At 67.5% G+C, this 14,688-nt stretch carries 13 protein-coding genes; 10 read left to right on the top strand and 3 right to left on the bottom strand.

The window, feature by feature from the left end:
• The first annotated feature begins 51 nt into the window (after positions 1-51).
• Positions 52-3,942 (top strand): DNA-directed RNA polymerase subunit beta', encoded by a 3,891-nt coding sequence (locus tag FU260_RS19575; protein WP_147918573.1) that lies wholly within the window; start codon positions 52-54, stop codon positions 3,940-3,942.
• Positions 3,943-4,000: 58 nt separating this feature from the next.
• Here FU260_RS19575 and FU260_RS23695 read toward each other — a convergent pair whose 3' ends face one another.
• Positions 4,001-4,141, bottom strand: coding sequence for a hypothetical protein (locus FU260_RS23695; RefSeq protein ID WP_168211870.1), 141 nt, complete (start codon positions 4,139-4,141; stop codon positions 4,001-4,003).
• Between the two features lie 121 nt (positions 4,142-4,262).
• Between FU260_RS23695 and FU260_RS19565 the strand changes: the two genes are divergently transcribed.
• Positions 4,263-4,808 (top strand): P-loop NTPase family protein, encoded by a 546-nt coding sequence (locus FU260_RS19565; protein ID WP_147918571.1) that lies wholly within the window; start codon positions 4,263-4,265, stop codon positions 4,806-4,808.
• Positions 4,809-4,974: 166 nt separating this feature from the next.
• Here FU260_RS19565 and FU260_RS19560 read toward each other — a convergent pair whose 3' ends face one another.
• Together FU260_RS19560 and FU260_RS19555 are read right to left on the bottom strand one after the other, a co-directional pair.
• Positions 4,975-5,790, bottom strand: a complete 816-nt coding sequence (locus tag FU260_RS19560) for a ChbG/HpnK family deacetylase (protein ID WP_210418130.1) — start codon at positions 5,788-5,790, stop codon at positions 4,975-4,977.
• Between the two features lie 23 nt (positions 5,791-5,813).
• Positions 5,814-7,337 (bottom strand): MFS transporter, encoded by a 1,524-nt coding sequence (locus FU260_RS19555; RefSeq protein ID WP_147918569.1) that lies wholly within the window; start codon positions 7,335-7,337, stop codon positions 5,814-5,816.
• Between the two features lie 421 nt (positions 7,338-7,758).
• On the opposite strand from FU260_RS19555, the gene rpsL reads away from it, so the two are divergent.
• The 8 genes from rpsL to rplW all read left to right on the top strand — a co-directional run bounded on the left by rpsL (position 7,759) and on the right by rplW (position 14,688).
• Positions 7,759-8,133: a 30S ribosomal protein S12 gene (gene rpsL, locus FU260_RS19550; RefSeq protein WP_147918568.1), complete on the top strand. Its 375-nt coding sequence runs from the start codon at positions 7,759-7,761 to the stop codon at positions 8,131-8,133.
• Complete coding sequence (gene rpsG, locus FU260_RS19545; RefSeq protein ID WP_147918567.1) at positions 8,133-8,603, top strand: 30S ribosomal protein S7; 471 nt, start codon at positions 8,133-8,135, stop codon at positions 8,601-8,603. The genes rpsL and rpsG overlap by 1 nt, the downstream gene beginning before the upstream one ends.
• A 76-nt stretch (positions 8,604-8,679) precedes the next feature.
• A complete protein-coding gene (gene fusA / locus FU260_RS19540) occupies positions 8,680-10,794 on the top strand; it encodes an elongation factor G (protein WP_147918566.1) in 2,115 nt (704 codons plus the stop codon).
• A gap of 120 nt (positions 10,795-10,914) precedes the next feature.
• Positions 10,915-12,105 carry an elongation factor Tu gene (gene tuf, locus FU260_RS19535; RefSeq protein WP_147918565.1) on the top strand — a complete coding sequence of 397 codons (1,191 nt, stop codon included), beginning with the start codon at positions 10,915-10,917 and terminating at the stop codon, positions 12,103-12,105.
• Between the two features lie 627 nt (positions 12,106-12,732).
• Positions 12,733-13,041: a 30S ribosomal protein S10 gene (rpsJ, locus tag FU260_RS19530; protein ID WP_022917251.1), complete on the top strand. Its 309-nt coding sequence runs from the start codon at positions 12,733-12,735 to the stop codon at positions 13,039-13,041.
• Positions 13,042-13,052: 11 nt separating this feature from the next.
• Positions 13,053-13,718: a 50S ribosomal protein L3 gene (gene rplC / locus FU260_RS19525; RefSeq protein ID WP_147918564.1), complete on the top strand. Its 666-nt coding sequence runs from the start codon at positions 13,053-13,055 to the stop codon at positions 13,716-13,718.
• Positions 13,719-13,723: 5 nt separating this feature from the next.
• The gene (gene rplD / locus FU260_RS19520; RefSeq protein ID WP_147918563.1) at positions 13,724-14,398 is read left to right on the top strand and encodes a 50S ribosomal protein L4; all 675 of its coding nucleotides are present in this window, start codon (positions 13,724-13,726) and stop codon (positions 14,396-14,398) included.
• A complete protein-coding gene (gene rplW / locus FU260_RS19515) occupies positions 14,395-14,688 on the top strand; it encodes a 50S ribosomal protein L23 (protein WP_147918562.1) in 294 nt (97 codons plus the stop codon). The genes rplD and rplW overlap by 4 nt, the downstream gene beginning before the upstream one ends.

The following is a 14,688-nucleotide window of genomic DNA, read 5'->3' as shown; positions in this document are numbered from 1 at the left end:
GACTCAACCTGATCGGTTCCACACGGTGATCCACCGAAGGAAGTAGGAAAATTGCTCGACGTCAACGTCTTCGACGAGCTGCGAATTGGTCTCGCGACCGCGGACGAGGTCCGCGCCTGGTCGCACGGCGAGGTGAAAAAGCCGGAGACCATCAACTACCGCACCCTCAAGCCTGAGAAGGACGGCCTCTTCTGCGAGAAGATCTTCGGCCCCACTCGGGACTGGGAGTGCTACTGCGGAAAGTACAAGCGGGTCCGGTTCAAGGGCATCATCTGTGAGCGCTGTGGGGTAGAGGTCACTCGCTCCAAGGTGCGCCGGGAGCGGATGGGCCACATCGAGCTGGCCGCTCCGGTCACGCATATCTGGTACTTCAAGGGTGTGCCCTCCCGCCTGGGCTACCTGCTCGACCTGGCCCCGAAGGACCTGGAGAAGGTCATCTACTTCGCCGCCTACATGATCACGTGGGTCGACGAAGAGGGCCGGCACGAGGACCTGCCCAGCCTGCAGAACGAGATCGACCTGGAGAAGCAGGAGATCACGAAGAAGCGGGACCTGGACATCGCCCAGCGCGGTGAGCGCCTCGAGGCCGACCTGGCCGAGCTCGAGGCCGAGGGCGCGAAGGCCGACGCCCGCCGCAAGGTGAAGGACTCCGCCGAGCGCGAGATGGCTCAGCTCCGGAAGCGTTCGGACGCCGAGCTGGACCGCGTGGAGCAGGTCTGGGACCGGTTCAAGAACCTCAAGGTCTCCGACCTGGAGGGTGACGAGCTGCTCTACCGCCAGCTCCTCGACCGCTACGGCAACTACTTCGAGGGCTCGATGGGCGCCGGCGCGATCCAGAAGCGCCTGGAGACCTTCGACCTGGACGCCGAGGCCGAGTCCCTGCGCGAGATCATCCGCACCGGGAAGGGCCAGCGCAAGACCCGCGCCCTGAAGCGACTCAAGGTCGTCAACGCGTTCCTCACCACGAACAACTCCCCGCTGGGCATGGTGCTGGACTGCATCCCGGTCATCCCGCCGGACCTGCGCCCGATGGTGCAGCTCGACGGTGGCCGGTTCGCCACCAGCGACCTGAACGACCTCTACCGCCGCGTGATCAACCGGAACAACCGGCTCAAGCGACTGCTCGACCTGGGTGCGCCGGAGATCATCGTCAACAACGAGAAGCGGATGCTGCAGGAGGCCGTCGACTCGCTGTTCGACAACGGCCGCCGTGGCCGTCCGGTCACCGGCCCGGGCAACCGGCCGCTGAAGTCGATCTCGGACATGCTCAAGGGCAAGCAGGGCCGGTTCCGGCAGAACCTGCTCGGTAAGCGCGTGGACTACTCCGGGCGCTCCGTGATCGTGGTCGGCCCGCAGCTGAAGCTGCACCAGTGTGGTCTGCCCAAGCAGATGGCGCTGGAGCTGTTCAAGCCGTTCGTGATGAAGCGCCTGGTCGACCTGAACCACGCGCAGAACATCAAGTCCGCCAAGCGGATGGTCGAGCGGGCCCGTTCCGTGGTCTGGGACGTGCTGGAAGAGGTCATCACCGAGCACCCGGTGCTGCTCAACCGTGCGCCCACGCTGCACCGTCTGGGCATCCAGGCGTTCGAGCCGCAGCTGGTCGAGGGTAAGGCCATCCACCTGCACCCGCTGGTGTGTGGCGCCTTCAACGCCGACTTCGACGGTGACCAGATGGCCGTACACCTGCCGCTGTCCGCGGAGGCACAGGCTGAGGCGCGCATCCTGATGCTGTCCAGCAACAACATCCTCAAGCCGTCCGACGGCCGTCCGGTGACCATGCCTTCGCAGGACATGATCGTCGGCCTGTTCCACCTCACCGTGGACAAGTCGGGCGAGCCGGTCGGTACCGGCCGCTCCTTCACCTCGGTTGCCGAGGCGATGATGGCCTTCGACGCGGGTCAGCTGGACGTCAGCGCAACGATCACGATGCGGATGCCCGATCTGGTGCCGCCGGAGGGCTGGGAACAGCCGGAAGGCTTCACCGAGGGTGACACGGCGCTGCTGAAGACCACGCTCGGCCGGGTGCTGTTCAACGAGGCCTTGCCGGTGGACTACCCGTTCGTGAACGAGGTGGCGGACAAGAAGGCGATCTCCACGATCGTCAACGACCTCGCCGAGCGGTACCCGAAGGCGGTCGTGGCTGCGAGCCTGGACGCCCTCAAGGACGTCGGTTACTACTGGGCCACCCGGTCCGGGCTGACCATCGCGATCTCCGACGTCGCCACGCCGGAGAACAAGACTGAGATCCTGGAGTCCTACGAGGCCAAGGCCGCGAAGGTCCAGGGGCAGTTCGACCGTGGTCTGCTCACCGACGACGAGCGGCGTCAGGAGCTCGTGGAGATCTGGAACGAGGCGACCGAGGAGGTCGCCAAGGCCATGCAGAAGAACTTCACCGAGGACAACACGGTGAACCGCATGGTGACCTCCGGCGCCCGCGGTAACTGGATGCAGGTGCGCCAGATCGCCGGTATGCGTGGCCTGGTGGCGAACCCGAACGGTGAGATCATCCCGCGGCCGATCAAGTCGAACTACCGCGAGGGCCTGACCGTGGTGGAGTACTTCATCGCCACCCACGGTGCTCGTAAGGGCCTGGCTGACACCGCGCTGCGGACCGCTGACTCCGGGTACCTCACCCGGCGCCTGGTGGACGTCTCCCAGGACGTGATCATCCGTGAGGACGACTGCGGCACGGAGCGGGGTCTGACCCTGCCGATCGTGGAGCAGTTGCCGAACGGGTCGACGCGCCGTGCGGACACGGTGGAGACCAGCGTGTACGGCCGCGCCCTGGCCGGTGCGGTCACCGGACCGGACGGTACGGTGTTCGGCGAGGGTGGCGACGACGTCGGCGACGTGCTCATCGACAACCTCGTGGCCGCTGGCGTGGAGCAGCTCAAGGTGCGCTCCGTGCTCACCTGTGAGTCTCGCGTGGGCACCTGCGCCAAGTGCTACGGCCGCTCGCTGGCCACCGGGAAGCTGGTGGACATCGGTGAGGCCGTCGGCATCATCGCCGCCCAGTCGATCGGTGAGCCCGGTACCCAGCTGACGATGCGGACGTTCCACACCGGTGGTGTGGCCAGCGCCGAGGACATCACGCAGGGTCTGCCGCGTGTGGCCGAGCTGTTCGAGGCCCGCACCCCCAAGGGTGAGGCGCCGATCAGTGAGGTGGCCGGCCGGGTCACCATCGAGGACACCGACCGCGCCCGGAAGATCGTGGTCACTCCCGACGACGGTACCGAGGACGTGTCCTACCAGGTCACCCGCCGTGCGCGCTCGCTGGTGCACGACGGCGACCACGTGGCCGTCGGTCAGCAGCTGGTCGCCGGTGCGGTGGACCCGAAGAAGGTGCTGCGAATCCTCGGTCCGCGCGCGGTGCAGAAGCACCTGGTGGACGAGGTGCAGGACACCTACCGCTCCCAGGGTGTGGACATCCACGACAAGCACATCGAGGTCATCGTGCGGCAGATGCTGCGCCGGGTGACCGTGCTGGACTCCGGGAACTCGAACCTGCTGCCCGGCGAGCTCGCCGAGCGGGCCCGGTTCGAGGACGAGAACCGGCGTGTGGTCTCCGAGGGCGGTCAGCCGGCCTCGGGTCGTCCGGAGCTGATGGGTATCACCAAGGCATCGCTGGCCACGGATTCGTGGCTGTCGGCGGCCTCCTTCCAGGAGACCACCAAGGTGCTCACCGAAGCCGCGATGAGCGGTCGCAGTGACTCGCTGATGGGCCTGAAGGAGAACGTGATCCTCGGTAAGCTCATCCCGGCCGGCACCGGTCTGCCCCGGTACCGGAACATCCGGGTGGAGCCCACCGAAGAGGCCAAGGCTGAGCTCTACCCGAGCTTCGGCTATGACGAGATCGACTATGGTCCGATGACCGACGGCGGCGACGCGATCGCCCTGGAGGAGCTGGACCTGGGCCGCGGCTACGAGGCGGACTTCCGCTGAGCCAGCCCGGCTGACGAGCGACGGCCCGGTACCCACAGGGGTGCCGGGCCGTCGCTCGTTAACGTCCGCCCACCAGCCCACCAGCCCACCAGCCCACCAGCCCACCAGCCCACCAGCCCACCAGCCCACCAGCCCACCAGCCCACCAGCCCGCACTCACCCACCCGCCGCCCCTCGCCGTGAATCGATGCAGTCGTCACTCGCCGCAGGAAATCGTGCTCTGCGGTATCGTCCGAGCGCGGGAAGTAACGAGTGCGCGGCGGGCGGGTGGCGCGGCCCATCCCGGATGAACGGCAAGAAGCAACGACGAGGGGACCGCCGGTGAGCCAGGGGAGCGTGGCCGACCTGCGCGGTGCGCGGCGGGTGCTCTGCTTTGGGGCCACCGGGTCCGGCAAGTCGACCGCCGCCGCGATGATCGGCACCTACCTCGATCTCCCGGTCACCCTGGTGGACGACATCTGCTGGCTACCGGGCTGGCAGCAGCGGCCCGCGCCGGAGCAGCACGCGATCATCACCGATCGGCTGGACGAGCCCTCGTGGGTGTTCGACTCGATCTACCGCCCGCAGCACGCTCACGCTCTGCAGCGGGTGGACGTGATCGTGGCGCTCGACTATCCCCGGTACCTTTCCCTGGGCCGTCTGCTCCGCCGCACCGTCCGCCGGATCCGCAGCCAGGAGCTCGTCTGCAACGGCAACGTGGAGACGTGGCGGCGGACGCTGGCGCGGGACTCGATCATCTGGTGGCACTTCCGCAGCTGGGCACGCAAACGCGCGCAGATGCGCAGCTGGCACGCGGATCCGGACGTGCCGCCGGTGATCTTGCTCCGCCACCCACGCGAGTTCTTCCAGCTGTTCGCCGACCTCTGACCGGCGCACCGGTCGCCCATGTGAGTACCTCCTGGACATCGGAGTACCGAAGTTTCGGCCCTCAGATGTGCACGGGGTCCTCAGACACGCGTCTGCAGGTGTGCGGCGCGGCGGCGGGGGTGATTTCAAGCGCCGGCGACGGCGGAGCTCGCGGGGCTGGGGTGCGTCACCGGGGGTGCAGCGCGCCCGAGGCGAGGAGCGCGTGCTGGCGCACCCGCTCAGGGCCCAGCGGGTCGCCCGGGTCAGCGCGCAGCGCGGGATGGGTGACCAGCTCCACCTCACCGCGTAGTCCCTGGGGCTGCGGGCCGGTTCGAAGCGGCGCAGTTGTTGGCCCGTCCGGTCCGCTCGCCAGCAGGTTCGAAAGTTCGGCGAGGAACGCGGGCACGGCCGCGGCGTCGGGCATCTCGGTGATCAGCACGTCGGGCAGCTCTACCCCAGCCGCCTGGGCCGCTGCGACTGCCCGAGCGTGTGCCGCGAGGTGCGCACCGCTGAGACCCACCGGCGCCCGCCGGGGGAGCCGGAACCGGAGTCGGTAGGCCGCAGCCACCGCGATCGCCTCGGCGAGCACTCCGCCCTCCCGCGCCGCACCGGTGCATCTCCCGCCGGTGCGCCTCGCGCCCGTGCGCCTCTCGCCCGTATGCCTCCCGCCGGTGCGCCTCTCGCCGGTACGCCTCTCGCCCTCAGCCAGGCCGTACAACGCAGCGGTGTGCAGATCAAGATGTGCAGGGGAGTAGCCGGCGGTGATCATCGCCTCTACCTGCTCAGTGATCAGCGCGGTGATCTGTGCGCTGCTGGCGCCGGCGAGCTCAGCTGGCTCCAGCTGCACATGCACACCGAGCGGGACCACCCCGTCGAGCGCGGCGAGCGCCGCGAGCGCACCCGGCGCTCGCACCAACACCGACGCTGCGCTCAGGTGACCGGCCCTGGCCAAGGCAGCAACGCCGTCGTCGATCGCGGCGGACTGGCCGACATCATCGGCCACCACCCGCAGCCGAACGCCCGCGGTCACTGGCTGCGGCCGCCGACGCCGTCACCGGTGCCGGTGGGGTCCGCGCCACCTGGATCCGCCGGCCCATCCGAGGTACCGGCTGCGGACTGAGGCGCGCCGCGCTGACCTCCGACCGCACCTGTGACCTCAGATGGTGCCGAGGCGGCCGCCCCGCCGCCCGACCCGCCGGTACCGCCGTCCCCGCCGTCGGCTCCCGCTCGCGCCCGCGCCACCACGCGCCGGTCGAACCGGACGAAAAAGGACAGCACCGCCGCGATCGCCACCAGCACCGCCGGGAACACCGAGATCAGGAACCGGGCGGCCTGGTCCGGCGCCGGACCAGGATCCTCGCCGCTCTCGAACCCGAACAGCACCGACACCGCCAGGAACGCCAGCGACTTGATCCAGGCATTCAGCCGGTTGAAGAACCCGAAGGCGGCCAGGAACATCCCCTCCCGACGCTGCCCGGTGCGTGCCGCGTCCTCATCCAGCAGTCGCGCCACGATGAGGTCGTTGGTGGCCATCACCCCGCTGTAGCCCATCCCCACCAGGATCCCGATCGCGATCGCGGAGTACAGCCCGGTGGCGAGCGACATCAGCGCCAACGCCCCCGCCAGCAGGATCAGCGCCAGCCGCCAGATCCGCTCCGGCCCGTACCGGCGCACCAGCTTGGTCCAGACCAGCAGGCACAGCGCACTGACCCCGATCACCGTGGCGAGCAGGTAGGTCGAGTTCCCGCTCGGCAGACCCAGGGTGTAGTCCACGAAGAACGCGACCGCGGCGATCACCAGCGCCATCCCGGCCGAGTACGCGCCACCGGCCAGGGCGAGGATCCAGAACTTGCGCTGGGACACGATCGTCTTCACCGTGTCCCACAGGCGCGGCGGCTCCACCTGCCAGGCCGCCGGGTCCTCCCGGGCACCGGTGGCGCAGAAGATGATCACCACGACGGCGACCACCGCCAGGATCAGCGCCGTCGCGGAGTAGCCGATCTGCGCGGCCACCATCGGCACCATCGCCACCGAGAGGATCATCGCCACCAGCTGGAAGCCCTGCCGCATGGAGTTCGCCACCGCCCGGCGCTTCTCCTGCGGGAAGAGCTCGGGCAGCAGCGCGCCGTAGTTGGCGTTCACCAGGGAGTCGCTGGTGCCGGTGAGCAGCACGAACAGCGCGAACCAGGCCACCAGTGCCCAGCCGTCCAGGTTCGGTGGGGAGAAGAACAGCACGAACGAGATCCCCAGCACCGGAGCGGCGAGCACCATCCACGGCCGGCGCCGGCCCCACCGGGTCCGGGTCCGGTCGGAGAGGTACCCGTACACCGGGTTGTCCACGGCGTCGATCACCGCGTACACCGCCAGGACCGCCGCGTACGCGCGCGTGGACATGCCCAGATCGTTGATATAGAAGTAGGCCATGAAGGCCGTGAACATGTTGATCGGCAACGAGGTGCCGAACATGCCGACGGCGTAGCGCGCCGGGGCAGTGGGCCGCACCGGGACTGCATCGACCGTGACGGCAGGCGTGCCGCTGCTTGTTCGCACGCTGTCACTGTGCCACGCTGGGCATTGGCTGTGGGCGCAATCGCGTCAGCAGCCAAAGCCTCGGCCGTCCGTTTCAGTCAGCCGGTGACGTGGCACGGACCACAGTGCCCTGGCTTTGACGCCGTTACCGCGTCCGGAGTACTCTGGTCGGCAGTGCCCGCTCTGTCGGGCTCTCGCGTGCGCGCAACACGGTAGGAATTCGTCTACGAGTCCCGGCCTGGCGTGCGGTGGTTCTCCACCAGCTGGACGCGAGCACGACCCCCACACTTTTTCTCGGTCCGGTCGTGCGGCGAGCCCAGAAGGTGGCGACACACCCGAGCGCGGGGGTCTTCTCGGGGTGGATTCCGCCGGCGCCGTGCGCCGGAACCATCGATCGGCCCCCGATCACCCAGAGCAGTCAATCGTTCGAGACGGAGAAGTAGTGCCCACCATCCAGCAGTTGGTCCGTAAGGGCCGCAGCGCACGGGTCGGCCAGACCAAGACGCCGGCGCTGAAAGGCAGCCCGCAGCGTCGTGGCGTCTGCACCCGCGTGTACACGACCACCCCGAAGAAGCCGAACTCCGCCCTCCGCAAGGTCGCGCGTGTGAAGCTCTCCAACGGCACCGAGGTCACCGCCTACATCCCGGGCGTGGGCCACAACCTGCAGGAGCACTCCATCGTGCTCGTGCGCGGTGGACGTGTGAAGGACCTGCCGGGTGTGCGGTACAAGATCGTGCGCGGTGCATTGGACACCCAGGGTGTACGTGGACGGCAGCAGGCCCGTAGCCGTTACGGCGCGAAGAAGGAGAAGAAGTAATGCCTCGTAAGGGCCCGGCCCCGAAGCGGCCGCTGACCGCCGACCCCGTGTACGGGTCGAGCACTGTGACCCAGCTGGTGAACCGCGTGCTGGTGGACGGCAAGAAGTCCACGGCGCAGCGGATCGTCTACGGCGCCCTGGACGGGGTGCGGGATAAGACCCAGTCGGACCCCGCCGTCGTGCTCAAGCGCGCACTGGAGAACGTGCGCCCCACGCTCGAGGTGCGTTCGCGCCGCGTGGGTGGCGCCACCTACCAGGTCCCGGTCGAGGTGCGTACCCCCCGGCAGACCACCCTCGCGCTGCGCTGGCTCGTGGACTACGCCCGGGTTCGCCGGGAGAAGAGCATGACCGAGCGCCTGATGAACGAGATCCTCGACGCTTCCAACGGCCTCGGTGCCGCGGTGAAGCGCCGCGAGGACACGCACAAGATGGCCGAGTCCAACAGGGCGTTCGCGCACTACCGCTGGTGAGTGGCCAGGGCGCCTCCCTCGGAGGCGCCCGACCGCCGGCATCGACCTCGCTCGTTACGACCAGAAGAGAGCAACTGTGGCACAGGACGTGCTGACCGACCTGACCAAGGTCCGCAACATCGGGATCATGGCGCACATCGACGCCGGGAAGACCACCACCACTGAGCGGATCCTCTACTACACCGGGGTGAACTACAAGCTCGGTGAGACCCACGATGGTGCCTCCACCACCGACTGGATGGAGCAGGAGAAGGAACGCGGCATCACCATCACCTCCGCCGCGGTGACCTGCTTCTGGGACGACAACCAGATCAACATCATCGACACCCCCGGGCACGTCGACTTCACCGTCGAGGTGGAGCGCTCCCTGCGTGTGCTCGATGGCGCTGTCGCGGTCTTCGACGGCAAGGAGGGTGTGGAGCCCCAGTCCGAGACCGTGTGGCGGCAGGCGGACAAGTACGAGGTGCCGCGGATCTGCTTCGTCAACAAGATGGACAAGCTCGGTGCGGACTTCTACCACACCGTGGACACCATCATCTCGCGGCTGGGTGCCACCCCGATCGTGATGCAGCTGCCGATCGGTGCCGAGTCCGACTTCGTCGGCGTGGTCGACCTGATCACGATGAAGGCGCTGGTCTGGGAAGGCGATGCCAAGGGTGACGTGAGCCTGGGCGCCGCGTACGAGACCCGGGAGATCCCGGCCGAGCTGCAGGCGAAGGCGGAGGAGTACCGCGCCAAGCTCGTCGAGCAGGTCGCCGACGCCACCGAAGAGCTGATGGAGAAGTACCTCGAGGGCGAAGAGTTCACCAATGAGGAGATCGTCGCCGGTGTCCGCGAGCTGACCATCACCTCGCAGGCCTACCCGGTGTTCTGCGGCTCCGCGTTCAAGAACCGCGGTGTGCAGCCGATGCTGGACGCAGTGATCTCCTACCTGCCCTCTCCGATGGACGTGCCGGCGATGAGCGGTCACGACCCGAAGGACGAGGAGATCGAGCTCACCCGTAAGGCCGGCGAGGACGACCCGTTCTCGGCGCTGGCGTTCAAGATCGCCACGCACCCGTTCTTCGGCACGCTCACCTTCATCCGGGTGTACTCCGGTACCGCCAAGCCCGGTACTCAGGTGTTGAACGCCACCAAGAACAAGAAGGAGCGCATCGGGAAGCTCTTCCAGATGCACGCCAACAAGGAGAACCCGGTCGAGGAGTTGCACGCCGGGCACATCTACGCGGTGATCGGCCTGAAGGACACCACCACCGGTGACACGCTGAGCGCGCTGGACGCGCCCGTGGTGCTGGAGGCGATGAGCTTCCCGGAGCCGGTGATCTTCGTGGCGATCGAGCCGAAGACCAAGGGCGACCAGGACAAGCTGTCCACGGCGATCCAGAAGCTGGTGGCCGAGGACCCGACCTTCACCGTGTCCCTGAACGACGAGACCGGGCAGACCGAGATCGGCGGAATGGGCGAGCTGCACCTGGACGTGTTCGTCGACCGGATGCGGCGCGAGTTCAAGGTCGAAGCCAACGTCGGTAAGCCGCAGGTGGCCTACCGCGAGACGATCCGCCGCACGGTGGAGAAGCTCGACTACACCCACAAGAAGCAGACCGGTGGGTCCGGGCAGTTCGCGAAGGTGCAGATGACCTTCGAGCCGCTGGACTCCGAGGCCGGCGAGATGTACGAGTTCGTGAACAAGGTCACTGGTGGCCGGATCCCGCGCGAGTACATCCCCAGCGTCGACGCCGGTGTGCAGGACGCGATGACCGGCGGTGCAGTCGCCGGTTACCCGCTCGTGGGTATCAAGGCCACTCTGCTCGACGGCGCCTACCACGACGTCGACTCCTCGGAGATGGCCTTCAAGATCGCTGGTTCGATGGCTCTCAAGGAAGGCGTCAAGCGCGCCGACCCGGTGCTGCTCGAGCCGGTCATGGACGTCGAGGTGCGGACCCCTGAGGAGTACATGGGTGACGTGATCGGCGACCTGAACTCCCGGCGTGGCCAAATCCAGTCGATGGAGGACGCCAGCGGTGTTAAGGTGGTTCGCGCCTTGGTGCCGTTGACCGAGATGTTCGGCTACATCGGCGACCTGCGTTCCAAGACGCAGGGACGTGCGGTGTACTCGATGCAGTTCAGCAACTACTCCGAGGTTCCTCGGAATGTTGCCGAAGAGATCATCAAGAAGACCCGGGGCGAGTAGTCCCACTGGTCGACCAGTAACATCACCAACAACCGACCCGTAGGACGCGTACGCCCCACGTGGTGACAACCGTCGCCGCAGCAGCTGCGCACAACTACCCGAGTTCCAGGAGGAACACCAGTGGCGAAGGCCAAGTTCGAGCGGACCAAGCCGCACCTCAACATCGGCACCATCGGTCACGTCGACCACGGTAAGACGACGCTGACCGCGGCGATCTCCAAGGTGCTGGCGGACAAGTACCCGGACGTGAACACCGCGTCCGCCTACGACGCGATCGACAACGCGCCGGAGGAGAAGCAGCGCGGCATCACGATCAACGTCTCCCACCAGGAGTACCAGACGGAGAAGCGCCACTACGCGCACGTCGATGCCCCGGGTCACGCTGACTACATCAAGAACATGATCACCGGTGCCGCCCAGATGGACGGTGCGATCCTCGTGGTCGCCGCGACCGACGGTCCGATGGCCCAGACCCGTGAGCACGTGCTGCTCGCCCGTCAGGTCGGCGTGCCGTACCTGCTGGTGGCGCTGAACAAGTCCGACATGGTCGACGACGAGGAGATCCTCGAGCTCGTCGAGATGGAGGTCCGTGAGCTGCTGTCCAGCCAGGACTTCCCCGGCGACGACGTTCCGGTGATCCAGGTGTCCGCACTCAAGGCGCTCGAGGGCGACGAGAAGTGGGTCAAGGCCATCGAGGACCTGATGGACGCCGTGGACGAGAACGTCCCGGACCCGCAGCGCGACATCGACAAGCCGTTCCTGATGCCGATCGAGGACGTCTTCACGATCACCGGCCGCGGCACCGTGGTCACCGGTCGTGTCGAGCGCGGTCAGCTGAAGGTGAACGAAGAGGTCGAGATCGTCGGCATCCGTCCGTCGCAGAAGACCATCGTCACCGGCGTGGAGATGTTCCGGAAGCTGCTGGACACCGCCGACGCGGGCGAGAACGTGGGTCTGCTGCTGCGCGGCACGAAGCGTGAGGACGTCGAGCGCGGTCAGGTCGTGGTGAAGCCGGGTTCGATCACCCCGCACACCAACTTCGAGGCCCAGGTCTACATCCTGGCCAAGGACGAGGGTGGACGGCACAACCCGTTCTACTCGAACTACCGCCCGCAGTTCTACTTCCGCACCACCGACGTCACCGGCGTCATCACGCTGCCCGAGGGCACCGAGATGGTCATGCCGGGCGACAACACCGAGATGTCGGTCGAGCTGATCCAGCCGATCGCCATGGAGGACGGCCTCGGCTTCGCCATCCGTGAGGGTGGCCGCACCGTGGGCTCCGGTCGTGTGACCAAGATCCTCAAGTGATCTGATGCCAGGGATTCCCTGGCGATCACGGAAGGCCCGTCGAGTTCGCTCGGCGGGCCTTCCGCTTGCGCCGGCTGCGGTGCTGGGCGTGCGGCTGCTGTGCGGTGACGCCGCTGCGCACCCTCCACTGGGGCGGTGCGCGGCAGTGAGGCGCGCTTGCGGTACGGAGGCACTGCTTGCAGATGGAGGTGCTCCTGTTCAACCTCCGTGCGACACGAGAACCTCAGCAGGCGGGCAGGCAGGCGGGCAGGCGGGCAGGCCGGCGACGGCGGAGCTCGCCCGCCTCAGGTCGCCTCGGCGGGGATTGTGGTCCAGCCCACCCGAGCCCGACTTGGGGAATCCGGGCCCCGTGTGGCAGACTGTACAGGTTGCCTCGCCCGTGAGGTGCGTCAGTGTGTGCGTCAGCCGAAGTCTTGGCTCGGACCTCCGCCGGCGGCCCGGGATGGTAACCATCCCAGTGGTTCGAGACCGACTGACCAGCATGGCCAGGCGGTGAACACACGAAAGTCATCCTCCGACCAGCACCGAATCCCGGTGCGCAGCGGTGGGGTGTGTCAGAAAGTCGCGACACGCCCGAGCGCGGGGGTCGGTCAGTAGCGGTTCAACGAGAGAGAGTCAGACGACGCCATGGCGGGACAGAAGATCCGCATCCGGCTCAAGTCCTACGACCACGAGGTCATCGATAGTTCGGCGCGCAAGATCGTCGACACGGTGAGCCGAGCTGGTGCGACGGTCGTGGGCCCGGTGCCGCTGCCAACGGAAAAGAACGTGTTCTGCGTCATCCGTTCTCCGCACAAGTACAAGGACAGCCGCGATCATTTTGAGATGCGGACGCACAAGCGGCTGATCGACATCGTGGACCCGACGCCGAAGGCAGTCGACTCGCTGATGCGACTCGACCTCCCGGCTGACGTGAACATCGAGATCAAGCTCTGAGGACATCAGTCATGACTTCACTTCCCTCCCAGTCCGAGCGCGTCGTCAAGGCGGTCCTCGGCACCAAGCTCGGCATGACCCAGGTATGGGACGACGCCGGCCGCCTGGTGCCCGTCACGGTCGTGCAGGTGGGCACCAACGTCGTGACCCAGGTCCGCACGGTCGAGAACGATGGCTACTCTGCCGTCCAGCTCGGCTTCGGATCGCTGGATCCCCGACGCGTGACCCAGCCCCTGCGCGGCCACTTCGACAAGGCAGGCGTGACCCCGCGTCGGCGGGTGGCCGAGTTCCGCACCTCCGACGCCGCCGAGTACAGCCTCGGCCAGGAGATCACCGCTGACGCCTTCGAGGCCGGCGCCACGGTCGACGTCGTCGGCACGACCAAGGGCAAGGGCACCGCCGGTGTGATGAAGCGGCACGGCTTCGCCGGCGTCTCCGCCTCCCACGGTGCGCACCGCAACCACCGCAAGCCGGGTTCCATCGGTGGCGCCGCCACCCCAGGTCGCGTGTTCCGCGGCCAGCGGATGGCCGGCCGGATGGGCAACGCGCGCCAGACCACCAAGAACCTCACGATCCACGCGGTGGACGCGGAGAAGGGCCTCGTGCTCGTCTCCGGTGCCGTCCCCGGGCCCAAGGGTGGCCTCGTCGTGGTCCGTACCGCTGCGAAGGGGGCGTGACGAAGATGACCGCTGTCGCACAGAATGACGTGACCGTCGACGTGCTCGACGCCAAGGGTGCCAAGTCCGGCACCGCTACTCTGCCTGCGTCGATCTTCGACGTGACCGCGAACGTGCCGTTGATCCACCAGGTGGTCGTGGCCCAGCTCGCGGCCGCGCGCCAGGGCACGCACAAGGTCAAGACTCGCGCTGAGGTCGCCGGTGGTGGCCGCAAGCCGTACCGGCAGAAGGGCACCGGCCGCGCCCGTCAGGGTTCGATCCGCGCCCCGCAGTTCGCCGGTGGTGGCATCGTGCACGGCCCTGTGCCGCGCGACTACAGCCAGCGGACCCCGAAGAAGATGAAGGTCGCCGCCCTGCGCGGAGCCCTCTCCGACCGGGCCCGCGGTGGACGCGTGCACGTGCTCTCCGGGCTCGTCTCGGGTGAGACTCCGTCCACCTCCACCGCCGTGCAGGCGCTGGCGAACGTCACCGAGTCCCGCCACGTGCTCGTGGTGCTGCACCGTGACGACGAGCTCGCCTGGGCCAGCCTGCGCAACGTACCCACGGTGCACCTGATCCACCCGGACCAGCTGAACACCTACGACGTGCTGGTCAGCGACGACGTGGTGTTCACGTCCGCTGCCCTCGAGGCGCTGGTCTCACCCGCCGGCGCGACGACTGCCGAGGAGGAGCAGAAGTGACTGCACTGACCAAGGACCCGCGCGACGTCGTGATCGCACCGGTCGTCTCGGAGAAGAGCTACAACCTCCTCGACGAGGGCAAGTACACCTTCCTGGTGGACACGCGCTCGAACAAGACCGAGATCAAGATTGCCATCGAGCAGATCTTCAGCGTGAAGGTGGCCTCGGTGAACACGATCAACCGCAAGGGGAAGACGCGCCGCACCCGTTTCGGGCTGGGCAAGCGCAAGGACACCAAGCGCGCCATCGTCACCCTGCGCGAGGGCACCATCGACATCTTCGGCGCCTGA

Source organism: Ruania zhangjianzhongii (assembly GCF_008000995.1).
Taxonomy (GTDB): Bacteria; Actinomycetota; Actinomycetes; order Actinomycetales; family Beutenbergiaceae; genus Ruania; species Ruania zhangjianzhongii.
The sequence above is the reverse complement of the archived record's forward strand: the minus strand, read 5'-3'. Positions and strand labels throughout refer to the sequence as shown.